The organism is Magnetococcales bacterium (genome assembly GCA_015228815.1).
Classification (GTDB): domain Bacteria; phylum Pseudomonadota; class Magnetococcia; order Magnetococcales; family UBA8363; genus UBA8363.
On the sequence record JADGCV010000004.1, the window covers coordinates 64,077 to 88,361 of the forward strand.

The 24,285-nt window shown below is 57.4% G+C and carries 18 protein-coding genes, 1 tRNA gene and 1 riboswitch; of the genes, 7 read left to right on the top strand and 12 right to left on the bottom strand.

The genetic code is table 11. The annotated features are described in order from the left end of the window. Positions 1-71: 71 nt before the first annotated feature. The 7 genes from HQL76_02690 to HQL76_02720 form a co-directional block, all read right to left on the bottom strand. Positions 72-4,205 carry a response regulator gene (locus HQL76_02690; GenBank protein ID MBF0108071.1) on the bottom strand — a complete coding sequence of 1,378 codons (4,134 nt, stop codon included), beginning with the start codon at positions 4,203-4,205 and terminating at the stop codon, positions 72-74. A 76-nt stretch (positions 4,206-4,281) separates the two neighbouring features. After that, entirely contained in the window at positions 4,282-4,743 is a 462-nt protein-coding gene (locus HQL76_02695; GenBank protein MBF0108072.1) for a DUF3299 domain-containing protein, read from the bottom strand. A 362-nt stretch (positions 4,744-5,105) separates the two neighbouring features. Continuing rightward, positions 5,106-6,365 (bottom strand): ABC transporter permease, encoded by a 1,260-nt coding sequence (locus HQL76_02700; protein ID MBF0108073.1) that lies wholly within the window; start codon positions 6,363-6,365, stop codon positions 5,106-5,108. Continuing rightward, a complete protein-coding gene (locus HQL76_02705; GenBank protein ID MBF0108074.1) occupies positions 6,362-7,096 on the bottom strand; it encodes an ATP-binding cassette domain-containing protein in 735 nt (244 codons plus the stop codon). The genes HQL76_02700 and HQL76_02705 overlap by 4 nt, the downstream gene beginning before the upstream one ends. 58 nt (positions 7,097-7,154) lie before the next feature. Continuing rightward, positions 7,155-7,709, bottom strand: coding sequence for a DUF2796 domain-containing protein (locus tag HQL76_02710; protein MBF0108075.1), 555 nt, complete (start codon positions 7,707-7,709; stop codon positions 7,155-7,157). Between the two features lie 605 nt (positions 7,710-8,314). Further along, positions 8,315-8,390, bottom strand: a tRNA-Lys gene (locus tag HQL76_02715). A gap of 126 nt (positions 8,391-8,516) precedes the next feature. Continuing rightward, positions 8,517-8,900, bottom strand: coding sequence for a hypothetical protein (locus HQL76_02720; GenBank protein ID MBF0108076.1), 384 nt, complete (start codon positions 8,898-8,900; stop codon positions 8,517-8,519). On the opposite strand from HQL76_02720, the gene HQL76_02725 reads away from it, so the two are divergent. Beyond that, a complete protein-coding gene (locus tag HQL76_02725; protein ID MBF0108077.1) occupies positions 8,889-9,818 on the top strand; it encodes a ParA family protein in 930 nt (309 codons plus the stop codon). The genes HQL76_02720 and HQL76_02725 overlap by 12 nt on opposite strands. Before the next feature lie 146 nt (positions 9,819-9,964). Here the strand turns inward: HQL76_02725 and moaA are convergent, their stop codons facing one another. Then, entirely contained in the window at positions 9,965-10,963 is a 999-nt protein-coding gene (gene moaA / locus HQL76_02730) for a GTP 3',8-cyclase MoaA (protein ID MBF0108078.1), read from the bottom strand. 60 nt (positions 10,964-11,023) lie between these two features. Next, positions 11,024-13,732, bottom strand: a complete 2,709-nt coding sequence (gene aceE, locus HQL76_02735) for a pyruvate dehydrogenase (acetyl-transferring), homodimeric type (protein MBF0108079.1) — start codon at positions 13,730-13,732, stop codon at positions 11,024-11,026. A 183-nt stretch (positions 13,733-13,915) separates the two neighbouring features. Then, positions 13,916-14,144: riboswitch (cobalamin riboswitch) on the top strand. A gap of 291 nt (positions 14,145-14,435) precedes the next feature. Here aceE and HQL76_02740 point away from each other — a divergent pair. From HQL76_02740 to HQL76_02765, 6 genes are all read left to right on the top strand, one after another. Next, positions 14,436-15,119, top strand: coding sequence for an energy-coupling factor ABC transporter permease (locus tag HQL76_02740; protein MBF0108080.1), 684 nt, complete (start codon positions 14,436-14,438; stop codon positions 15,117-15,119). Next, complete coding sequence (locus HQL76_02745) at positions 15,109-15,417, top strand: energy-coupling factor ABC transporter substrate-binding protein (protein MBF0108081.1); 309 nt, start codon at positions 15,109-15,111, stop codon at positions 15,415-15,417. Before HQL76_02740 ends, HQL76_02745 begins: the two co-directional genes overlap by 11 nt. Beyond that, positions 15,404-16,153 (top strand): cobalt ECF transporter T component CbiQ, encoded by a 750-nt coding sequence (locus HQL76_02750; GenBank protein MBF0108082.1) that lies wholly within the window; start codon positions 15,404-15,406, stop codon positions 16,151-16,153. The genes HQL76_02745 and HQL76_02750 overlap by 14 nt, the downstream gene beginning before the upstream one ends. After that, positions 16,141-17,034, top strand: a complete 894-nt coding sequence (locus tag HQL76_02755) for an ATP-binding cassette domain-containing protein (protein ID MBF0108083.1) — start codon at positions 16,141-16,143, stop codon at positions 17,032-17,034. Before HQL76_02750 ends, HQL76_02755 begins: the two co-directional genes overlap by 13 nt. A 127-nt stretch (positions 17,035-17,161) precedes the next feature. Beyond that, positions 17,162-17,434 (top strand): hypothetical protein, encoded by a 273-nt coding sequence (locus tag HQL76_02760; GenBank protein ID MBF0108084.1) that lies wholly within the window; start codon positions 17,162-17,164, stop codon positions 17,432-17,434. Beyond that, positions 17,428-17,799, top strand: a complete 372-nt coding sequence (locus tag HQL76_02765; protein ID MBF0108085.1) for a type II toxin-antitoxin system VapC family toxin — start codon at positions 17,428-17,430, stop codon at positions 17,797-17,799. The genes HQL76_02760 and HQL76_02765 overlap by 7 nt, the downstream gene beginning before the upstream one ends. 123 nt (positions 17,800-17,922) lie before the next feature. Here HQL76_02765 and HQL76_02770 read toward each other — a convergent pair whose 3' ends face one another. The 3 genes from HQL76_02770 to HQL76_02780 all read right to left on the bottom strand — a co-directional run bounded on the left by HQL76_02770 (position 17,923) and on the right by HQL76_02780 (position 23,764). Continuing rightward, on the bottom strand, positions 17,923-20,640 hold the full coding sequence (locus HQL76_02770) for a GNAT family N-acetyltransferase (protein ID MBF0108086.1): 2,718 nt from the start codon (positions 20,638-20,640) through the stop codon (positions 17,923-17,925). A gap of 63 nt (positions 20,641-20,703) precedes the next feature. After that, positions 20,704-21,753: a bifunctional enoyl-CoA hydratase/phosphate acetyltransferase gene (locus HQL76_02775; protein ID MBF0108087.1), complete on the bottom strand. Its 1,050-nt coding sequence runs from the start codon at positions 21,751-21,753 to the stop codon at positions 20,704-20,706. A gap of 103 nt (positions 21,754-21,856) precedes the next feature. Next, entirely contained in the window at positions 21,857-23,764 is a 1,908-nt protein-coding gene (locus HQL76_02780; protein MBF0108088.1) for a PhoX family phosphatase, read from the bottom strand. Positions 23,765-24,285 lie beyond the last annotated feature (521 nt).

The window sequence follows — 24,285 nt, forward strand, 5'->3', positions numbered from 1 at the left end:
CAACCCGCTCCATGATTGAAATCGAAGGTCATTCGTCCAGGATGAGTTCCCCGAATGAACATCGTGCCGGGTCATTGGCCGTGACATGATTTTCTGTCTTCGAACCAGATGCGCATCATTTCGAACAACCGGTCCATGTCCACCGGCTTGGTCAAATAATCGTTGGCCCCCGCTTCCAGACATTTTTTCTGGTCCTCGGGCATCGCCTTGGCCGTCAGGGCCAGTACGGGAAGAGTCTGACAGGACTCCAGAGACCGAAGCTGCCGCATCGCCTCGTAGCCATCCATCACCGGCATCATGATGTCCATGAGGACAAGGTCCACCGGTGATCCCTGGCGCAAATGTTCCAAGGCCTCGGCGCCGTTGCCCGCCATGCGCACCTTCAACCCTTTCCTTTCCAGGCTTCGAGTCATCGAAAAAACGTTGCGCGCATCATCGTCCACCAGCAGGACATTTTTTCCCGCGAAGAGTTCCTCGCGGTGGACAACGGAAGAAACCGTCGTCGGAACCACCTCCGGATGATCACGAATGACACGGTTCAGGAACAATATGATTTCATCGCGCAACCGGGTTTCAAGATTAGGTCCCTTGACGATGATGCTGTCGGTATAACGCAACAGCAGGTCATGCTGTTTGCGAGTCAAATCCCGAGCCGAATGGATGATCACCGGGGGCAGACGACCCAGGGCTGTCATCCGTTCCAACAATTCCGTCCCTTCCATGTCGGGCAAACCAAGATCCAATACCATGCAATCGAACGAACCTTCCGCCAATCGCTCCAGGGCTTCATCACCGCGTGCCGCCTCCACGACCTCGACCTGCGTGTTGCCGATCAGTTCGATGATCGAACGACGCATTTCCGAATGATCCTCCACCAACAGCAAACGCCCCCTTTTTCCCGCGTGTGTCGGCATCATTCGATTCAATATCTTGAGAACCTCCGCGTCGGCAACCGGCTTGGACAGGAATCCCAGACTTCCCTGCCGGGCTTCCTCCCCAGGATCCTCTCGACCGGAAACGATGTGTACCGCAATTCCCCGGGTACGGGAATCGCCACGCAAACGCCGGAGCACCTCCTCTCCCGGCATGTCGGGCAGGCCCAGATCGAGCAGAATCCCTTCCGGTCGCATGCGAACCGCCAAGGCCAAACCTTCACGTCCCGTTCCTCCGATCCATACCTGGAACTTACGGTGTTCGGCAAGTTGCCGAACACTATTCGCGAAGATGGGGTCATCCTCGATGACAAGGAGACCGCGAACATTTCGGTCACCCTCGGGTGTTGTCCCCATCGGCCAAACAACCTCGGACAGCCACTCGTCGGGAATTCCGTCCGGTTCCGTCGTCTTCGATGGTGGCGCACAAACCGGTTCGGCGCCAACCGATGTCCCAGGGGGGAGAATGTCCCAGGGAATCCATAAAGAAAAAGTACTTCCCCGTCCCGGTTCGCTGTGCAGGCGGATCGTACCGGAGATCAACCCCGCCAGTTTCCGGGCAATCGCCAGACCGAGCCCGACGCCACCCCGTGTTCCGCCCTTTCTGGATCCGACTTGACGAAAGGCCTCAAACACCTGTTCCTGCACCGCGGAATCGATGCCGCACCCCGTATCCGTGACCGAAATGACCCAGAATGGTCCGCGACCTTGCTCCGCCTCTTCCCGTCCCATCCGCAACACAATCGCCCCTTCATCCGTGAACTTGAAGGCATTGGCGACCAGATTTTTGACGATTCGGCGAATTTTCTCCTGGTCAACCCAGAAGGAGGCGGGCAGGCGCTCATCGACCGTCACCTGCCACCGCAATCCCTTTTTTCTTGCCAACGGCTCGAACTGCCGGCGAATCTCCTCGGCCAGTCCCAACGGCTGGGTCTCTTCGGGATGAAGTTCCATCCGGCCCGCCTCGATGCGTGAAAGATCGAGGATTTCGTTGATCATCTCCAGCAACTCACGACCGCTCTGATGAATGACCTCCGCATCCTCGACCTGGGCGTCGGTCAGCGTGCCATCGACATTTTTCACGAGCGCATGGGCAAGAATGAGGATGCTGTTGAGCGGTGTCCGCAATTCATGGGACATGCTGGCGAGAAATTCCGATTTGTAGCGGCTCGCCCGTTCCAGATCGGCATGGGCGTTGGCCAACTGCTCATTGCGTCCCTGCAACAGTTGCGATTGTTCTTCCAGAATCTTGTTGCCGGCCTCCAATTCCTCATTCTGATTGCGCAGCAATTCTTCCGACAGCCGCAGATCCTGACTGTTCTTTTCCAACTCCAGGTTCATCTGTTCCAGTTCCTGCTGCCCCATTTCCAGTTCGGCTGCCTGGGCCCGGGTCTCTTCGAGCAATTCCTCGATATGGCCGACCCGCGCCAGATTGTCCAAGGCGAGGCCACCCAGAAGAGAAATTTCTTCGAGCAAGTGCCGTTGCACTGGAGAAAATGGATGATTCGCCGCGAACACCGCCACGGCGCGTGTCTGTTCCTGATAGTTCAGTGGCAGCGCCAGTAGGGTGAACGGACGCACCGACCCGAGTCCGGTCGTCAATGTCCAGGTCCCTTCCGGCCACTCATCGAAAATCAGAATCCGCCGTTCCACGGCACAACGGCCAACGATCCCTTCTCCCGGAGCGAATGAAGCCGTTTCTTCCCTCCGGGGATGCATGCCATCGCCCGCCACCAGCGCATAACGGCCTGTCCCGCGATCTTGCAGGAAAAAAGCTCCCTGCACCGCGACCAACAGATTCAGGAGTTCCCGCAACAAGGTTTCGGCAAAGGGTTCGACCCCGCGGATCGAAGGAAACAGCCGGCCCAACCGCGCCATGTTTTCCTTGATCCAATACTCTTCCTGTACCCTCTGGGCCATGCTGTTGAAAGCCAACCCCATCATGCCCAATTCATCACGGGCGCCAACCGGTACCCGCGCCGACCAATCCCCCGAAGCGATACGCCCCGCCGTCGCCGAAAAGCGGACGAGCGGCGCCAGCAATATTTTTCCCGTGGCCACGGCCAGCAGGGAAACCAGCAACAAGGTCATCCAAACCGTCATCGTCAACGTCCGGTCCAAGGTATCGATCGGCGCCATCACCTCTTTCAAAGCGCTTCTTCCCTCCAGGCTTCCCGACAACCCATACATGTCCAACGCGATCCGCGCCCAAAGATAATCCCGACTGGAATGAAATCCATCATTCCCCGAGTTTTCGGTCGTCATCGTTTCCGTGACCGCCTCATCGCCCCCTCCACCGTCCTTTTTTTCGCCACGTCGTTCATCGCCCGACGTTTTCCCCATGACATCCATCCCATGGCGATCGAGAAAGGTGATCTTGACACTCTTGCCCCGCCCCTTGCGATCATTCAGGATTTTGTCGATCGATTGAAAATGAATCTGGGTCATGAGAATCCCGACCATGTCGCCCGACCGGAGAACCGGAACCGCCATGAAGGCAGATGGTGCATCGTAGGAGGGAAAATAGGGGGAAAAATCGACCATGACGGGAGCGGTTTCACCCTTGTTTCCGGCCAGGACCCGACGGTACGCATCGCCCAGGCCGGTCTGGGCAAACGGACCCGATTTCAGGCTGGTTGCCAGATCGATTTCGTTTTGCACCGCGTAGACCACATGACCCGACTGGTTGTCCACCAGAAACAGATCATAATAATCATAACTGGCCAATTGCTGCCGCATCATCGGGTCAAACTGGTCGCGAAAGCGGATGAATTGTTCCACGGAATCACCCATCTCCAGGGAATCGCTCCCCTGGACACGGTCATCGTGGACAAACATCCGTTCCTGCCAGAAGAGGGCCTTGTCATCCAGCAAGGCGATATAGGTATCCGGTGGGGTTCGGTTTCCCTGATGTTTCCGGTACTCCGGAACGAACGACAGGTCAAAACGGGCCTTGAGCCGTTCACGCAAGGTTTGCGTGTTGGCTGGAATCGAAACCCGGTGAAATGCGGCTTTCATCCCCGTCATCCACTCCGCGAAACCATCGCGCAGCGAAAGTTCCTTCAACTGTCTTCCCGTCATGTCCAGGTACTGTTCCACCTGCATCTTCTTGAACAACAAGGTACGTGACAACTCCTCCCCTGCCTTTTCCCTCAGGACATGATGGGCCTGGTTCACAGTCAACCAACCCAGCACAAAAAGGGGAAGGATCCCGATGAGCAAAAACACCACCACCAGTTTGGCCTTGAAGGAAAGCGCTTCCGGCAATGACATTCACAACTCCCGACGGTAGGCATCACAGTAAAAAAACTCTAATATTTTATAATGCGACGACACTTATGGCCGGAGATCATTCCTGATAAGGCTCGATCCGTTCGGCATCGATGGCATAACCGGCGTCGCTCATCGCGTTTTCCAATCGTTCGACGGACATCCGCCCGATGATCCAGACGGTATCGTACCAGGATCGGGCCGCCACCGTCCCTTCTCCCACGGCGCGGACATGGATCACCTGGTTGGCGGGCGGTGGTGGGACATGGATGCAGGCGCCAAAATAGGGAACAAGGAGAAATTCGCGGGTGACCGCCCCATCCATTTCCAGGGGAACGATATATCCGGGAATCTTCACCCTCTGCCCGTTTAATGCCGCAACGGTCGGCGCCCGTTCCATTTCTGCCCGATAGGCATCCATCATCTTTTTTGCCTTGGGGTCGGAATCGTCAAGAAGAGACAGTTTGTCATAATCCAACAATTTTTCCGGATGAAAATCCTCCGGAACCAATTCATTCCATTGCAACGTCCGAATTTCCACCTGTTTATCCAAAGGTGCTTCCTGAGTTCCCCTGTCTTGAGTCGCGGCGGTTGCCGTGGCCGGGATGGTCTCGGAACCTGGCGAAGACGCTGTCGCGGATTTCGGGTCCTTGTCCCCGGAAGGCATTGGGACAGAAATGGAATCGACAACCGGACCTGGCCCAAACCAGCCCATTGCGGAAAACATGAAATACAACGTACCAACCAGCAGCAAAACGACGATAAATACTTTTTTCATAACAAAAAATTCCCGAAACTGATGACAGTTATCAATAAAATGCTGGCGCGTTGTCCCAAACCCCGTCGGAACCAGGCGCTCCATCCCGGCCCCGGCGATACCCATGATCGTTTATTTGCATCCGCTCATATTCTGATCGTCATGCCATCGGCCAGGGAAAGGCGATAGGCCCGCCAGGCGGGTATGATTCCCACCAACACGCCGGCCACAACCACCAGGCCCAGGAGCTGCCATTCATCCGTTGTCGGCAGGCCGTCACCCAGGGAAAGACCGAATCGGCTCGCCACCATGGGGGCAAGCAGGAACATGGCCGCATGAAGGAGCCCCATTCCCGATACCGCTCCAACCAGGGACAAAGTCCCCGCCTCTCCGGCAAGCAGAATTGAAATCTGCCATGGACGCGCCCCGACCGAACGAAGGATGGCCAACTCCCGTCGTCGTTCGTTGAGTCCGGACAGGATGGCATTGAGCATTCCCGTCACTCCCACCAGCACCACCGCCCAGGAAATGATCCTCAAGGCATTTTCGGCGATGCCCATCAGGTCCCACAATTCCTGCAAGGCGACGCCGGGCATGATGGCGGACAGGGCTTCTTCATTGTAATCATTGACGAATCTCTGCACCTGGAACACCGCGACCCTTGATTTCAACCCCACCAGGGCCGCAGTGATCGAACGGGGTGTCAGATTCATTTCCCTGGTTTTTTCAGCCGTTATTTGCACACCCGGCGATGGCATTCCGCCCTGCCAGTCGATATGGATCGCTTCGATGGCCTCCAGTGAAACCAGCACCGTTCGATCGACCGGAGTTCCGGTCCGTTGCAGGATGCCCACCACGCGAAACGGTTTGTCGGCGTGTTGCACGATGCTGATTTTTCCGGCGCCATGCGCCACCACCATGCCCTGCCCCAACCGGTATCCCAGTTTTTCCGCCACATCCGCACCGATGACGGCATCATAGAGATCGCTGAACGAATGTCCGGAATGAAACTCAAGAGAACGTCCGCCGGAATAGCGATAATGTTCGAAAAAGGCCGAGGTCGTCCCCAGGACCCTGAATCCGTGATGGGAATCGCCCAGGGCCAGTGGGACGGTCCAGGACACCTTGGGATGACGGATGATCTCCTGATAGCTTTTCCAGGAAATGTTGTTGGTGGCGTTGCCGATGTGGAAGACCGAATAGAGCAGCAACTGCATGGCGCCGCCGCGGGCGCCGACCACAAGATCGGTGGCGGAGATGGTGTTGGCGAAACTGTTTCTCGCCTCGGAGCGTATCCGTTCGACCCCCAGCAACAGTGCCGTGCTCAGGGCGATGGAAAACAAGGTCAACATGGCGGTACCGCGACGATTGTTCAGACTTTTGAGGGTGAGGTGAAGGATTGTCATGATACCCCCCCCCAGGATCCGTTCACGACCACCGCCCGGTTGATTTCGGTCATGGCGACACTGCGGTCGAACAAGGATTCCAGCGAAGCATCGTGACTGACGAAGACCAGGGTCGTTTTCTGGTTGCGGCATTCGCGTTCCAGAAGTTCGAGGAAATCAAGCCGTCGATCCCAGTCGAGGGCCGAAGTCGGCTCGTCGGCGATCAGCAATTCCGGGGCCCCGATCAACGCTCGCGCCACGGCGACCCGCTGCTGTTGACCGACGCTCAGATCGGTGGACTTGCGGACGAGGAGGGTTTCATCCTGCAAACCCAGATGGGCCAGCAGGCGTCTGGCCTCGCTTTCCAACCCCTGCCCCCCCTGTTCGGCCCGGGACCTTCTGAGCGGCGAAAACCGACACGGCAACAACACGTTTTCGATCGGGGAGAGATAAGGCAGAAGATTGAATATTTGAAACACGAACCCCAGATGATCGGCACGGAAACGGTCCCGGGCAGCACTGCCCAACCCTCCCAGTGCCTGCCCGAGAATCCGAACCGTCCCCTGTTGCGGAACAAGGACCCCTCCCAAAAGCCCGAGCAACGTGCTCTTGCCACTGCCGCTGGCCCCCTTGACGAACAAACGCTCCCCCCGATGGACCACAAAGGAGGGAATGTCGAGAACCACCGGGGTCGCGGTCTTCCAGCGAAACACGACATCGGAGATGGCAACGACCTCTTCATCCTGTTCCATGATTTTCCCCGGAAGAGATTCATTCAATCCACGCCCTGATCATAAGGATGGAGTTCACTCAAAATGTCACCCGAAACGCCTCCTCGGTCAGATGTGCCAATCCCTGTCCCTTGGATGAGACAAACCGGGTCTCCAGCCGTTCGGTCCCCGGGAAAAGTCGAAAGATCAGGACATCCAAATGGGTCAACGCCGCGGGATCGGTACATTGGAAGGAATAGACGACATGAAATTCGCTGTGCCGTCCATCCCCATCGTGACCATGGTCATGTCCCTTCTCCTCAAGCTGTTCCGAGACGACCTTGCCTTCGACCAACCGGCAATGGGCTTCGGCGGTGGGGACAAACAGATCCGCTCCCCGGGACAGCCGATCGGCAACTTTTTGTACCTGATCCTTTTCCTCGGCGGTTTTTGGTGCCTGTTCAAAACCGACCACATTGGCCGCCGGTGTTTCCAGTTCGATGGACAGGGTTTGGCCATCGATGGCGATGTGCAACTGTCCGATGCCATGGACATGGGCATCGTGCTGCCGCTGTTCCTGGGCGATCCCGGTACGTGGTTGACACAGCAACAATAACAAGACACAAAAACCAGAAATGGATTTCAGTGTGTTCATTAAGACACTCCTCGGTGACAATCGACAGAACCGTTCCTGCCCGACGGCAGGACCATCGGCCCAACGTGATGAAGCATCATGGGCCGATTCAAATCATCGGCAACGATTGGAGCGATGGCGGCGCCCGTGGACGGTGGGAAGAAAAAACCACCATGTCCACGGTCTCCGCGGCAGGAAGGACGGCGACGGCAGCGGGGAACACAGGAGGAACGAACTCGTTTTCCTCGCAAACACCATGATCAAGGTGCCCAAGGACAAAACAAAGTCCACAAGGATGCCCTGGTTCATGTGCTTCCATGTCCAACTCATGAAGGGGACCTATTGCCTGAAGCGACACCAGGACCACGACAATGAGTATTGGAAGGGCCTTTTTCAAGGATGACATGGGAAGATACCGAAATCTCAAGGCAACCAGAATTATTTTCTGGAAACTATTTTCTGGGGACTGTTTTCTGACCCAAGGAGACACCCGCCACCATGGGCAACCTTGGTTCGTGAAGTCGAGACTGCCTGGTGCGAGACACAGGGCAAGCGCATTTGAGATTTCTTGACACCAACAGTGTACGTCCAGCCCCTCTCCCTTCGTGTAGGGCGAGGTTTATTATTGGTGAGCCGTGTTGGAGTCGAACCAACGACCCACAGATTAAAAGTCTGTTGCTCTACCGACTGAGCTAACGGCCCCCATAACATCGAAAGGCCGCATTCTAAATCAGACAGGTATTCCGTGGCAACCCCTCTTTTTGGTGCAAGGCCAGGAACGTCGCGATGCCGAGAAAGAAAAGACGAAATGCCATCGATAAAGATGGATCAGGCGTGGTCGGCATCAGAGGGAAGGACCTCCTTTGCCTGACGGGGACGGTCCAGTGTCAGATGCACCTGATCGTCGGTACGTTTGACTTTGGAAGCCCATCCCGCCTTGCGATACAACTCCCGCAACTCGGTGACAATGGCCATGAAATAATCATCCGCGTCCAGGAAATCACTTTGGTCTTTCTTGGACATGATTGCTTCGGGGATGGCAAAGGACACCACATACGGAAGGATCATCCCCTTATGCATTCGGCTGGAAACTTCCCGATCGATCAGCTCCTCCAGCCGTTGCGTTTCCCGGGCAATGGCGACCTTCCTCCTTTTGGCAAAGGCCAACCGGTTTCGCTGCAAATCCTCCTCGGAGATCAAATGGACCGCCATGACAACTCCTTTTTGTATTCGGATTGTATCATTCCGAGAGAAAGCCATACTCTTGAAATCACCACACCTTGCAATCTGGCGTCCCTGGACCGTACCCTTCCTCGAACCTTGCGTGCGACACGATTCGATCGCGGCAAGGGGGCCGCAACAACCATGGCAACAGTGGCAAGGCCGATGAAAATCTATTCCATTTACAATATCAAGGGTGGGGTTGGCAAGACCACATCCACGGTCAATCTGGCCTATACCTCCGCATCCCATGGAACCTCTACCCTGATCTGGGACCTCGACCCCCAGGGGGCCACGAGCTTTTATCTTTGTCACAAAATCGGAGTTCAAGGAGGAGTCAAAGGACTGCTCGAACGAAAGGTTCCCATGCACGAATTGATCCGTTCCACCGGATACCCCAATCTCGACCTCCTTCCTTCCGATGCATCCTACCGATATTTTGATCAGTTTTTTCACGAAGCCGACAAACCTGACGGATGCCTGAAAAAACTGATCAAACCGCTTCGTGGATCCCATGATCTCCTGTTTCTGGACTGCCCTCCAGGGCTTTCCCTGCTGACGGAAAACATTCTGCGGGTCACCGATGTCCTGTTGATTCCTCTGATCCCAACCCCGTTATCGCTGCGTTCCTACAACAAACTGGTCCATTACCTTTCGAAAAAGAAAAAATGGAAGATGAAGGTGGTTCCCTTTTTCAATATGGTCAACCGCAACAATTCCATTCACAGGATTGTCGCAAACAATGTCCGTGATCGTCACCCCATCTTTGCCAAACAGACCATCCCCCACTCCAACACCATCGAAGCCATGGGAATCAAACGCTCACCCCTGGCAATTTATGCCCCCGACTCCGAGGAAAACCTGGCCATCACCGCTCTTTGGCGGGAAATTATCGAACGCCACGACTGAAATCATTGTATCGCTCATGTTGTAAACTGTGTGACGCCGCATAGAATCCTTCGTCTTGAATCTGCGCGAATCTGCGAAATCCGCGGATCGCGGGTATGTCGTGAATCCGCGGATTTCGCGGATGGACGCAGATTTTTCAAATGTTGCTATCCCCCCAGTCGCGACATGGCGTGGGGCGAATTTCCATGCAACTCATCGGCAAACCCATGCCCCTCGGGCTTGTCCCGAACCGCCTGAAGAACGAGTTCCCGGATCCTGGAATCGCTGTCACCCTTCCGCAAAGGATCTTTCAAGTCCATGCGTCCTGTCCGTCCAAGACAAAAAACCAACGCTCCCCGGGAAGTCAACCGCATGCGATTGCATGTTTCGCAGAAATTACGCGACTTGGCCGATATGATTCCGATCGTGGTATTACTCCCGGTATGAAAAAAATAGTTTGCCGGGCCGTTGCCACTGGGATTGGGTCCTTCCGTTGAAACCTCTTCCGTTCCCAGACTCTCCCGCACCCGGTGCAAAATCTCCGATGCCGGCATGAACGTTTGCTCCATACGCATTCCTGCCTCGCCGATTGGCATGGTTTCAATGAAACGCAGGATCAACCCTTCCTGGCGGGCAAAGGCGACCATCGCCGGGATTTCATCATCGTTCACCCCCCGCATGACCACCATGTTCACCTTGACCGGACTCAAACCCGTAGTGACGGCAGCGCGAATCCCCCGTAAAACCACATCCAACCGTCCCCCGCGCGTCACCCTGGAAAAGGTTTCCGCATTCAACGAGTCAAGCGATATGTTGACCCGGCGCAATCCGGCAACCTTCAACTCTGAGGCAAATCGCTCCAGCAACAACGCATTGGTCGATAGAGACACCTCACCAATGCCCGGAAGATGACTGACCGCATCGACCAGAGCGACCAGATTTTTCCGTAATAATGGCTCGCCGCCGGTAAAACGTATCTTCTCGATTCCAAGCTCCGAAAAAATCCGGATCAGACGTGTCAACTCCTCGAAGTTCAACAATTCATGACTCTCCACCCCCTGACGTTCATCACCGACACGGCAGTACAAACACTTCATGTTGCACCGATCGGTTACCGAAACCCTGAGATAGGTAATCGAACGACCAAAGGAATCGATCAAAGCCATGACAAATCCAGTGCCGATGATTGCATCATGGGAACCATCCATGGAAAAAACTTTTTATTGTTATCGCCCATTTTTCTTTCTCCGATCGCGCCAATAGTCCCCGGGAACGGTGATGGGGTTTGGTTTTTCGGGATCAATCCCAAGATTGTCGCAGGCACTGACAACCGTTTCCATGGTCGTTTCGCCCCGTTCCAGGAGTTGTTCGAGGGCTGCCAGGGCAATGAAGCGTCGATCGACCTCGAAAAACGTGCGCAGCGCGGTCCGGCTGTCGCTGCGACCGAAACCATCGGTGCCCAGACTGGTCCAGCCATCACGCACCCATCGGGCGACGGAGTCGGGCAGGGCGGTGATGTAATCGGTGGCGGCGACCACCGGTCCGGGTTTGTTTTCGAGGCAACGGGTGAGGAAGGGAATCCGCGGTTTTTCTTTTGGGTTCAATCGATTGAGACGTTCCACCTCCAGGGCTTCGCGACGTAATTCCTTGTAGCTGGTGACCGACCAGACCCATCCTCCGATCCCGAACGTGGCCAGCAGTTCCTGGGCGGCGAGTGCTTCATTGAGTATGGCGCCACTGCCAAACAAATGGACCCGTGGGGTCCCTTCAGGGAGGGTCGGAGCGCGGAAAAGATACATCCCTTGCAGAATTCCTTCCCGTACCCCTTCGGGCATCGGTGGTTGCGGATAGTTCTCGTTCATGACAGTGACATAGTAGAAGCAATCGGCGCGTTCCACGAACATTTGTCGCATCCCTTCCTGGATGATGACCTCCAGTTCGAAGGCGAATGCGGGATCGTAGGCCCGGCAGGTCGGAACCGACAGCGCCAAAAGATGGCTGGCTCCATCCTGATGTTGCAATCCTTCTCCGGCGAGGGTGGTGCGTCCGGCCGTGGCGCCGATGAGAAATCCCCGGGCGCCCATGTCGGTCCCGGCCCAGATCAGATCACCCACCCTCTGAAAACCGAACATCGAATAATAAATGAAAAAGGGAGCCATGGTAACGCCAAAGTTGGCAAACGAGGTCCCGGCGGCAATGAAAGATCCCATGGCGCCGGCCTCGGTAATCCCCTCTTCAAGAATTTGCCCGTCGCGGGCCTCCTTGTAGTAGAGAAGGGTCTTGGAATCGACCGGTTCGTAGAGTTGTCCGGCATGGGCATAGATACCGCATTGCCGAAATAACGCCTCCATTCCAAAAGTTCGCGCCTCATCGGAAACAATGGGGACAATCCGTGTACCCACCCCTGGCTCGCGCAACAGTTTTCCCAACAGGCGGACAAAGGCCATGGTGGTGGAGATGGCATGTTCGCCCGTTCCCTTGCGGTACTCGGAAAACACCGCGGGATCAGGCATGACGATGGGAGCGGCGGGGGTGCGGCGCAAGGGCAGACTGCCACCCAGTTGTTGACGTTGCTGTCTCAGATAACGCATTTCCTCGCTGTTTTCGGCAGGTCGGAAAAAGGGCATGCGTGCCGCCTCTTCGTCGGAGAAGGGAAGATCGAAGCGGGCGCGGAATCGTTGCACGTCCGCAACGGAAAGTTGTTTTTGCGTGTGGGTGATGTTCATCGCCTCGCCCGCGGGGCCCATGCCATATCCCTTGACGGTCTTTGCCAGGATCACCGTCGGGCGCCCGGCATGGGCCATGGCGGCCTGGTAGGCGGCGAATATCTTTTTGCGGTCATGACCGCCACGGCTGAGTCGGCGCACCTCGTCATCCGACAGCCGTGCCGCCAGTTTTTCCAGGCGTTCATCGCCACCGAACACCTTTCGCCGAACATAGTCTCCCGATTCGATGGCGAGTCTTTGATATTCGCCATCGACCAGTTCCCCCAGCCGTTGCCGCAACACCCCCTCCCGATCGCGGTCGAAGAGGGGATCCCAATCGGAGCCCCAGAGTACCTTGATGACATTCCAACCCACTCCGCGAAAATTGGCTTCGAGTTCCTGGATGATGCGACCATTGCCCCGGACCGGGCCATCCAGCCGTTGCAGATTGCAATTGATGACGAAAACAAGGTTGTCCAATCCTTCCCGCGCTGCCAGGGAGATGGCTCCAAGGGCCTCGGGTTCGTCCGTTTCGCCATCGCCGATGAAGGACCAGATTTTGGCATCGTTGCGTTCCTTGAGACCCCGGTCTTCCAGATAACGGCGAAAACGGGCCAGATAGATCGCCAGAATGGGACCCAGCCCCATGGAAGCGGTAGGGACCTGCCAGAAGTGGGGCATCAGGCGAGGATGGGGATAGGAGGGCAGTCCGCCCCCCTCGCGCAATTCACGGCGATAATTGGCCAGGTCCACTTCATCCAGCCGTCCTTCCAGGAATGCCCTGGCATAGATTCCTGGCGAAGCGTGCGCCTGGACGAACACCATGTCCCCGCCACACGGATGGTCCGGGCCACGGAAAAAATGATTGAACCCGACTTCGAACAAGGTCGCTGCCGAAGCGTAGGTGGAAATGTGCCCCCCAATACCCGATTCTTCCTGGTTGGCGCGAACGACCATGGCCATGGCGTTCCAGCGAATCAGGCTTTCGATACGTCGTTCAATATCTGGATTTCCGGGAAAAAGTGGTTGTTCTTCCGGGGAAATGGTGTTGGTGTAGGAGGTGTTGGCCGAGAATGGAACCCCAACCCCAAGTACCTGGGCCTGGTCCTGGAGCAGATGGAGCAGTTCGACGACCCGATTGGCCCCTTGAGTGCGAAATACTTGTTCCAGGGATTCGCGCCATTCACGATTTTCCATTTCCCTTTCGTTTTCGTGAATCAGGGTATTCATGAGTACCGCCTCGCTTCAGAATATTTTGATAAGAAAAAATATTGCGGAGGTCACGGGAGGAATCATTATCTCCGGAAATTCAGTGGCAGTATATAATGCATGCCTGACCTCCTTTTGCAAGAAAATTGCCCTGTGGCCGCGGGATGTTTTTTCTTGACATTCTCTCCGCTCGTTCCTAAACTTCCCTCCCATCCCTGCCCGGGTGATGCGAGGAGTTGACTCCCCGCGCTTAAACGGGAAATCCGGTCAACCGCTCCGCGGCCAACCCGGTGCTGCCCCCGCAACGGTGGGCGCGTCATGTCCCACCATCGATCTTTCGGCCTCCGGGCCTCAAGCGATGGAGGAACGCGGGGCTTTTTGTGAAAGCCCCAACGCGCAAGCCCTGAGACCGGCCCGAGGCAACAGGCCTGAACATGTCGCGGCGGGCGGCATGGGCGAGCGCCGGGATGGTGCGCCCGGTGCGACGTTTCAGGCTTCCACGCTGTTCCCGTCTCATCCCGCATCATCCCCCGCATCATCCCTGATGCTCGTCCTGCGCTTCCGGTTTTCCCTGTCCGCATGTTCCGGCCTCGTACCCCCGACCAACGAGGAGGAAAACCATGTCATTCCACTCCTGATACAATGTCTCGTCCATTTCCGGTGGTCGTCATCGATGAAACACCACCAAACCAACGATGCAAACCCGACTTCATGGAGACATGCCATGCATATCATGGAAGGCTTTCTGCCACCGTTGCATGCGGCGGGGTGGATCGCCGCCTCGCTGCCGTTCGTTGTCATGGGGGCCGTGAAGGTGAAACGACTGATGAAGGAAAAGCCCGAGATCCGTCTGTTGCTGGGGGCCGCCGGGGCTTTTTCGTTCGTATTGTCGGCCTTGAAGCTGCCCAGCGTCACCGGGAGCTGTTCCCATCCTACCGGCACCGGGCTGGGCGCAGTCCTGTTCGGCCCGTCGGTGATGGCGCTCATGTCCACCATCGTCCTGGTGTTTCAAGCCCTGCTGTTGGCCCACGGCGGCATCACCACCCTGGGGGCCAATATTTTTTCCATGGGCGTGGTCGGGCCATGGGTGGCCTGGGTCATCTATCGGGGCGGACGCCACATCGGACTGCCGGTACCCGCGGCAATCCTGGTGGCCGCGGGGTTGGGAGATCTGGCCACTTATGTGACCACCTCCCTGCAATTGGCCGTGGCCTTTCCCGATCCGGTCTCCGGCGTCATGGGGGCGTCCCTGAAGTTCCTGTCGGTGTTTGCCCTGACCCAGATACCTCTGGCAATGGTCGAGGCACTCCTGACCGTGGCCGTGTTCAACTGGCTCGAACGCAACAGTTCGGACGAGCTGCGTCTGCTTGCCGTCGTGAATGACAAGGAGGTTCCCCATGCTGCGTGACAACCGGATCGTCCTGGGTCTCGCCGTGCTGATCGTGCTGTTGCCCCTGGTGGTACCCCTCCCCTCCACCCAGAATGCCGCGTTCGGCGGCGCCGATGATCAGGCCGGCAATGTGATTCTGGAATTGCGCCCCGGCTACACTCCGTGGTTCGAACCCTTGTGGGAACCACCCAGCGGCGAAATCGGCAGCCTGCTCTTCGCGTTGCAGGCAGCCATCGGCAGTGGGGTGGTCGCCTACTATTTCGGTCTGCGGCGCGGACGGCGGGAACGGTCGGAACGCACCAATGCGCGTGTTTGACGCCATCGCGCATTCCAGTGACTGGCGCGACCGGGGAGATGGCGGCAAGGCAACCTTGTGTCTTGGATTGATCCTTGCCGCCATCGGCGGCCCGGAACCTTACACCGCGCCGTTGGCCCTGGGATCCGCGGCACTGTTGGCCCTGGGATCGGCACGGGTTCCTCCTGCGGCGTTTCTGGGGGTGCTGATGACCTCCGCCGGATTCCTCGCCACGGGATTGCCAGTGCTGGCGGTGACGGTCTCCTGGAATGGCGGTCCCGTGTTGTCATGGTCGTCGGATGCCACCTTGACGGCACTGAAGCTGGGAATGCGTTCCCTGGCCGCGGTGTCGGCCATGGCCTTGCTGATTCTCACCACGCCTCCGGGCCGCTTGATCGGGCTTCTGCCCCGGACCGGACTGTCCGGGGTGGTGGCGGATCTGGCCATGCTGGTCTATCGTCTGTTGTTTCTGGTAGGCGATACCGCCGCCACGGGATACCGCGCCCAATCCTTTCGCCTGGGTTACCACGGCTGGCGGCGCTCGATGCGCTCTCTTTCCCTGTTGATCTCCGGTCTGCTGACCATCGCCCTCACCCGCGCCCGGCGGATGGAAACCGGCCTGGCCGCCCGCGGCTATCGGGGAAGCCTTCCCGTCCTGCCGGGCAGACCACGCACTTCCATGTCGGAATGGATCATGGCGCTGGGGTTGCCGTCGCTCCTGATGCTCGCCGGATGGGGACTGAAATGGGGGAACTGATCGTCGAAGCCAGAAACCTGACATATCGTTACCCGACATCGAAGGAAAACACGCTCGACGGCATGAATCTGCACGTCGTGGCCGGTCGCAAACTGGCGCTCCTTGGGGGAAATGGTTCGGGCAAGACCACGTTGTTGTTGCACTTGAATGGCACCCTGCGCCCTCGCGAAGGCGTGGTGCTGCTCGACGGACAGCCCGGACGTTACGATGCCGCCGGTCTTGTCGCCTGGCGGCGAACCGTCGGGCTGGTGCTCCAGGAACCGGACGATCAATTGTTCGCCGCCACCGTGGCCGAGGACGTGTCGTTCGGTCCGCTCAACCTGGGTCTGCCGGTGGATGAAACCATGAGCCGCGTTGCCGACGCCATGGAAGCCTTGGGAATTTCTTCTCTCGCCGCCCGTCCACCTCATCTGCTGTCCCACGGTCAACGCAAACGGGCCGCCATTGCCGGCATCGTGGCCGTGCGACCTCCGGTGCTGGTGCTGGACGAACCGACCGCCGGTCTCGACCATCCCGGTCAAAAACACCTGCTGTCATGCCTTTCCCGGCTTAACGCAGCGGGGGCGACCATCGTCTTTTCCACCCATGATGTGGATCTGGCCTACGACTGGGCCGATGATGTCGCCATTTTCGTCAAGGGATGCGTGGCGGCCCAGGGCGAAGCGACCAGCATTCTGTCCGATGCCGCCCTGCTTGCGTTGGCCCGACTCAGAACCCCGGTGATGACCACGCTTCGCAATGCGGGCGTCCCTGTTCCCCAGGGATTGCGCAACGTGGAGAAGTGGCCAAAACAAGACGGGCTGAATGCGACCGGCCCGAAAAAAGAACTGTCCGGGGACCATTTATTCGATCGACCCGCACGAATGAATGTGACAAAGTAAAGGCAAGCCTCTTTTTTTTACAGTTCACGTCATGGATCGTGCAGACATCCAGAAAATCATTGGGACCAGGGAACCGGAAAAATCCGCGTCCATGACCCCGTTGAACCTCTTTCAAGGAGGGATTGCCATGACCACTCTTGAAATGATTAACAGCCATGTTGCCCGTTTGCCGGAAACATTGCAAATCGAGTTGTTGCATTATGCCTTGTTCCTTGAACAACGAATTGCCAAACCCGGTCAAACCATCAAGCACCCCGAGGAACAGCAACGTTTTTTGGCGGAATCCCTGGAAGCCGCATCCCGTTTGAATCCGTTCCAGGAAATTTCCAACCCCATGGACTGGCAACGCGCCATCCGCCAGGATCGCCCCTTGTTGGGCCGGGAAGATCACTCATGCTGATCGACACCAATTTGATCATCTACGCCGTGCATCCCAACAATCCCCATCTGCGTCGATGGCTGGTCGGGCAAAAACCTGGCTGCTCCGTAATCAGTCGGGTGGAAGCCCTTGGATACCACCGTTTATCCGAGGCGGGTCACCAATCAATCGAAGCTGTGCTGAACCACATGGATATTTTCTACCCCACGGTGGAAACCTTCGAAAAGGCCATTCGCCTGCGCCAGCAACGCAAAATCTCGTTGGGGGATGCCCTGATCGCCGCGACCGCATTGGAACAGCGGCAGACACTGGCAACCGCGAATGCCGATGATTTTCTCTGGATCACGGATCTGACCGTGATCAACCCCCTGAAGATGTCCGCATGAAACGACTGGTCGCCTCGCGGTGGAAGGAGATTCCACGAAAACACTTCAATGACGCCATGATTCCTGGAACGTATGCCGTCCCCGGGTTGCGGCTCCAAGGTTTTCAAGTTGGCGGTCATCATTTCACCCCTCCTTGAACGCCTCCCCGGAAAGATCTTCGATGATTCGGGTTGCCTGGAGCAACCCTTCGGACTGGAGAAGCCTCAGGGAAAAGCCGAAACTTTCGACAAAGCGGACCATTCTGCCATTATCGGGGGAAACCCATCCGACCATGGAATGAATTTTTCTCGATCGGCAATAGTCAATCATCTTTTCCATCATTTTCCGTCCCAATCCCTGCCCTTTCAGGTCGGAGCGGATGACAATGGCGAATTCGCAGGAATTGCGCGTTGGATCGGTGAAGATGCGGTTGGCTCCCAGGGTTTCCCGTTTTGCGGTCTGGGGGTTGACCGCCGAGGCGATGAAGGCCATCTCCCGGTTGTAGTCGATTTGTGTCAGGCGTGCCATCTCGGGATGGGGAAGGAATTTGCGGACCGATAGAAAGCGGAACTGAATGTCTTCCTCCGTAAGTCTGCCGATGAATTCATGATGTTCCGGTTCATCCTCGGGACGGATGGGACGCAGGAGGATGTCCCGTCCGTCGGGCATGCGCCAATGTTCCTCCAGATCGTTGGGATAGGGACTGATGGCGAGTCGGGTCGATTCATCGGCAATGTCGCAGGGACGAAAGACGGTCATCCGCGCCCCCACCGCGATGACGCCCTTGTCGTCGGCAAACAGAGGATCGATGTTGAGCCGTGCCAACTGGGGAAGGTCCACGATCATCTGCGATACCTTGAGCAGGGTGGCGCATAAAGTCTCCATGTCGATCGGTTTGCGGTCGCGATAGCCGTTGAGCAGTCGGGAGACCTGGGTCCGGGAAATCAATTCCCGGGCCAGGGTCACGTTGAGGGGCGGAAGGGCGACCGCGGTATCGGCCAGGACATCGGCGATGGTCCCCCCCTGTCCGAACAGCAGCACCGGACCAAACACCGGATCGGTTTCGACTCCGATCCGAAGTTCATGGGCCCCGGGACTGACCACCATCTCCTGAAGCGTAAAACCATGAATTCGCGCTTCCGGTTTTTTGCCGGCGATCGTTCGGAGCATTTTCCTCGCCGCCGACAAGACCATTTTCGGGCTGTTGAGAAACAGATCGACGCCGCCGACATCGCTTTTGTGGGACAGATCGGGAGAGAGGATTTTCAAGGCGATGGGAAAACGCATGTGCAGCGCCATGGTTTCCGCCTCTTCCGGGTTCTGGGCGATGTGGGTGACAACGGTGGGAATGCCATAGGCGGAAAGAACCGCCAGGACCTCGGCTTCATTGAGGACGGTATGGCCCGAGGCGAGGGTGTTTTCGATGATCAGTTTGGCGGTGGCAGTGGCCGGGGAAAAATCCTGAAGGATGGCGTTTGGTGTCTCGATGAGCATTTCCTGGTTGCGACGGTAGCGCACCATGTGCATGAACGCGGTGACCGCCAGTTCGGGGGAATCGTAGGTCGGAATTCCGGCCAGATGAAACAGTCCCCGGGCCTCGGCGACGGCGCCCTCTCCCAGCCACGCGGTCAGGATGTTGGTTGTGGTGTTTCTGGCAGCGTCGATGACGGCGCGGGCCGCTTCGGTACTGTCGGCAGTGGCGGTCGGGGCGTGCAGGACCAGGATGGCATCGATTTCCCGGGCCGAGGCCAGAATTTCAATGACGTTGCTGTATCGGGAACCCGAAGCGTCCCGATTGATGTCCACGGGATTGGTGCGGGACCAGGTATTGGGCAGAACCCGATCCAGGGCAGCGATGGATGTGGCGGACAAAGACGCCATCCGTCCTTCCATCCGGATCAGGCTGTCTTCCGCCATCACCCCGATGCCGACACCGTTGGCGATGATGCACAACCGTTCTCCATCCAGGGGGCGGGCCCGGGCCAGGGTTTCCACTGCGGCGAAAAGTTCGTGGGTGTCATACACCCGCAACATCCCGGCACGGCTGATGGCGGCGGCATAAACGGCATCCGATTCGACCAGAGGACTCGCGGGAAGATGGTCGGAAGGGATTTCGACCGGTTCCTGTCCCGACTTGATGACCAGAATGGGTTTGTTGCGCGCCGTGGCCCGGGCCGCGGACATGAAGTTGCGTCGTTGATGAATCGATTCGATGTAAAGCAGAATCGCCTGGACATCACGTTCCATGCCAAGATAATCGATCATGTCACCAAAATCGACATCGGCCATGTCCCCCAGGGAAATGAAATGGGAAAAACCAATCCCCTTGGAGCAGGCCCAATCAAGGACCGCCGTACACATCGCCCCCGACTGGGAGACAAAGGCGATCCGTCCCGGACGGCCCGGGACGTGAAAAAAACTGGCATTGAGGCCAAGTCCCGAGACCAGCATTCCCAGGCTGTTGGGACCCATGAGGCGCATGCCGACAGCGTGTGCCTGTTCACAAACCACTTCGAGCAGTGTCCGTCCATCGGTGTGTCGCTCCCGTTTCAGTCCCGAGCTCATGATGATCGCGGCGCGGGTTCCCCTTTGAATCAGTGCCGCGATCAGTTCGGGGATGACGTTTGCGGGGGTGCAGAGGACCGCCAGGTCCGGGATGATCGGCAGATGGGCAACGTCGGGATAGGCCAATACACCGGCAACGGCGCGATATTTTGGGTTGACCGGCATGATCGGACCGGAAAACCCACCCTGGAGCAGATTTCTGCACACCAGGGCGCCGATGGATCCCGGCCTCGTGGAGGCGCCGATGACCGCCACCGATTCGGGTTTGAGCAATGCGTCGAGGTTTTCGATGGACATGAGCGATGAGGATCGATGTTTTCCGAAGAGATGGGCAAGCCTGTCCGATCTTTTTGCTTGTTTTCAGAAGACGGCTTTCCTGGATGCTCCCTCCGTCCGGGAATCGACCAGACGGGCCGCGACGGCCATGGAGGCCAGACGGGTCCGGGTGTGATCGGAACGGCTGGTCAGAATGATGGGCACCTTGGCGCCCAGAACAATCCCAGCCCCATCCGCCCTGGCCTGCCACGTCAGTTGTTTGGCCAGCATGTTTCCCGCCTCAAGATCGGGGGCGAGGAGAATGTCGGCAAAGCCCGCGACCGGACTCGATATGCCCTTGGTTTGCGCCGCTTCGAGACTGACGGCGTTGTCGTAGGCCAGAGGACCATCGACGATGCCGCCAACGATCTGACCCCGTTCGGTCATCTTGGACAGGGCGGCGGCGTCCAGGGTCGATTGCATGTCGGGATTGACCGTCTCCACCGCCGACAGAACGGCCACCTTGGGGTTGGGAATACCCAGGGCATGCGCCAGATCGATCGCGTTTTGGCAAATATCGACCTTGGTAGCCAGGTTCGGGGCAATGTTGATGGCCGCGTCGGTGATCAACAACGGTCGTGGAAAATCGGGAATATCCATGATGAACACATGACTGATGCGGCGATCGGTACGCAGTCCGCCGTTTTTCTTGACGACCTCGCCCATGATTTCGTCGGTATGCAGACTTCCTTTCATCAGTGCCTTGACATCGCCCGCAAGGGCCATGGCAACCCCGATCTCCGCGGCGTGATGGCTGTGCAAGGCGTCGATGATGCGGATGGGGCCGATGTCGATGTCCGCCTCCCGGGCGACCCGTTGGATCCGGGCGATCGGGCCGATGAGAATGGGTTGGATCAGGTTCATGTGCGCCGCATTCACGATATCCTTGAGCAGCTCCTGATCGGTCGGATGAACGATGGCTGTATGCAATGGCGTTTCTCGTTGTCGCGACTGGATCAGCTGATCGTACCGCCAATAGTCCATCGATTGATCTTTCTTATTATTGTTATTATTTATTGTTGTCGAATTCACGGCAGGACTCCTTGTCGCGTCGGACGGTTCATTGCTTTGCCTGTGCCACATCATCGGCTTCATGGGATCCCGCGGCAAGGGATCATTTCCGGATTGCCTGGTGTGAAATAGCGAATACCGACGTTCCGCGGGTCATCCGAAGCGTGAATCCGGCGCGAATCGCGTTCTATCCGCCGATGGGGCCTCCTCCTTTGCGGGTGATGGCGACGACCGCGGGCCTGGGAGGGAGGGCATCGTCGAAATCGGGCCAGCGGGTGCTGGGCCAATCGAAGGTGGAGAGGGGAAAATCGCCTGGATGCTGGACCGAGACGAAAAGCGTGGTATCGTCGGGGGTGAAACAGGGACCGCTCATTTCGGCATCGCGGGGGCAGGCAAAGAAAAAACGGGTCAGGGCCCGTCCCGGTCCTTCCAGATCGCAGGCGTAAAGGCCGTCGGGAACGCCACTGACCCGTTGCATTTCGCCCTGATCGGTGGAAATCCACATTCTTCCCTTGCGGTCAAAACAAAGATTGTCCGGAGCGCCGAGCCAACTGCCTTGAACCGGGGTATCGGGATGGTATCGCGCCTTGGCATCGGTGAATGGCCCGGCCAGAAGGAAAATTTCCCAGTTGAAGACAGGGGCGTCATGGCGCAAACGGTTCTGTTCTCCGGGGGGGATCAGTTCGAGGATGTGGCCGTAGGTGTTGGGTCCCCTGGGGTTGGCGGCGTCGCGCCCCTTAGGTTTTCGTTTGCTGTTGTTGCTCAAGGCGACGTAGACCTTGCCGGTGACCGGGCTCGGTTCGACATCCTCGGGGCGGTCCATGGGGGTGGCCCCCAGAAGCCTGGCGGCACGGCGCGTTTCGATCAGCACGTCGGCGGGACCGGAAAAACCGTTTTCTGGAGTCAAGGGCCCCTCGCCCCAGATCAGGGGAAGCCATTCGAGACGTCCGTCGGCGAGGAACCGGGCAACGCTCAACTGGCCATCGTCAAGCAGAGTACGATTCCCTTGCGGATCCGTGGGGTCCATGGAGCGGGCACTGACAAAGCGGTAGAGGCATTCGAAACGTTCATCATCGCCACTGTACACCACGACGCGCCCGTCCGGCAGCGTCCAGACCGTGGCCGCTTCGTGTTTGAACCGGCCCAGGGCGGTATGTTTGACCGGAACCATGCCAGGGTCGTAAGGGTCCAGTTCCACAACCCAACCGAATCGATTGGCTTCGTTGGGTTCCCTGGTGCAATCGAAGCGATCATAATATCGATGCCAACCATGGGCGGGGCGACCCTTGATGCCATGGATACGCAGGTTTTCCTCCTCGTCGAGTCCCGTGGGATCGCCGCCGAAATATTTGTCAAAATTTTCCTCGGCGAGAAGCAGCGTGCCCCAGGGGGTGACCCCTCCGGCGCAATTGTTGAGGCTGCCGGTGACATGAAGACCGGTTGGATCCTGACGGGTCCTCATTCGCGAATTCCCGGCAGCGGGGCCGGCCAGACGAAAAAGGGTATCCCGGGCAGTGATCCGGCGGTTGAAGGGGCTATCGGCGACAACCGACCAGCGACCATCCGCGCCCCTCCTGATTTCAATGATCGAATGACCATGGGCCGCCATTTCGATGTCGGCCTGTTCCTGACTGATGCGGCAGGCGCGTTCTTCCTGGACCAGGCCGGGAAACATGAGTTCGGCGTTGGTGAACTCATGATTGACGCACAACAGGCCATGATCGCTGTTGTTGGAACCTCGGGGAAGGGGCCGGAAGGCGATAAAATCATTGTTGTAGCCGAACTGCATCCCCTGGGCACGGGCGCTCTGGTTCAGGGGGGCAAACGGCGGCGCCCCCGGAAGGACCGGATCACCCCAGCGGATCACGACCTGGGTCGAATAACCATCCGCCACCCGGTGATCATCTTCGATCGTTTGTGCCAGAGGAGAAAAATCAAGGGTTGAAAGATCCCCGGCAGGTGTCGCCATGGTTCGAAACGGCACCAGCGCCAGCGCCCCTCCCGCAGCCACTCCCTTGAGCACCTGACGTCGTCCGGTTCTCTGGGTGATCAACTGTTCCAACGTCGAAACGGATGGAGGCGGGTCGGTCTTCATCGTATTCACCAGATTGGTCTCGCGGGAATGGACATCTTAATAAGATTTAAAATTCAAGATCTACAATATTCATGCCAAGAATCAATAATGGAAAGATTCTTCTTATCGACCGGAAAAATTCATTTTTTACCAATATCTTGAAGACGAAATCCAACTTTTTCCTTCCGGCATCGTCCAACAGTGGCGTCCGAAACAGGCAACGATTCTCTTCTGTATCCCCAAGAAAGTTTCCGCAGGGCGACGCCCTTCATGGGATAAAAAAAGATGATTCGTGTCGCTTGCCCAAGGAAACCTTCTATATTACCTTCATTCCAACATGGGATGGAAGGAACCAATACAAGGCTTTGGATCGGATGCGGCAGTCGGGCCGATCCGATGCGGAAATCATTGAAACGTTTCTTCGGCAGTCTGGTTTGACGGTTCCTCAAGAGCAGAAACCGATCCGGTAACCGTCACATTTTTCTCTCCGATCCCGCGAATCATTTCAAGTAGCGGAGTTTTATTTTCCGCGATCCATCCAA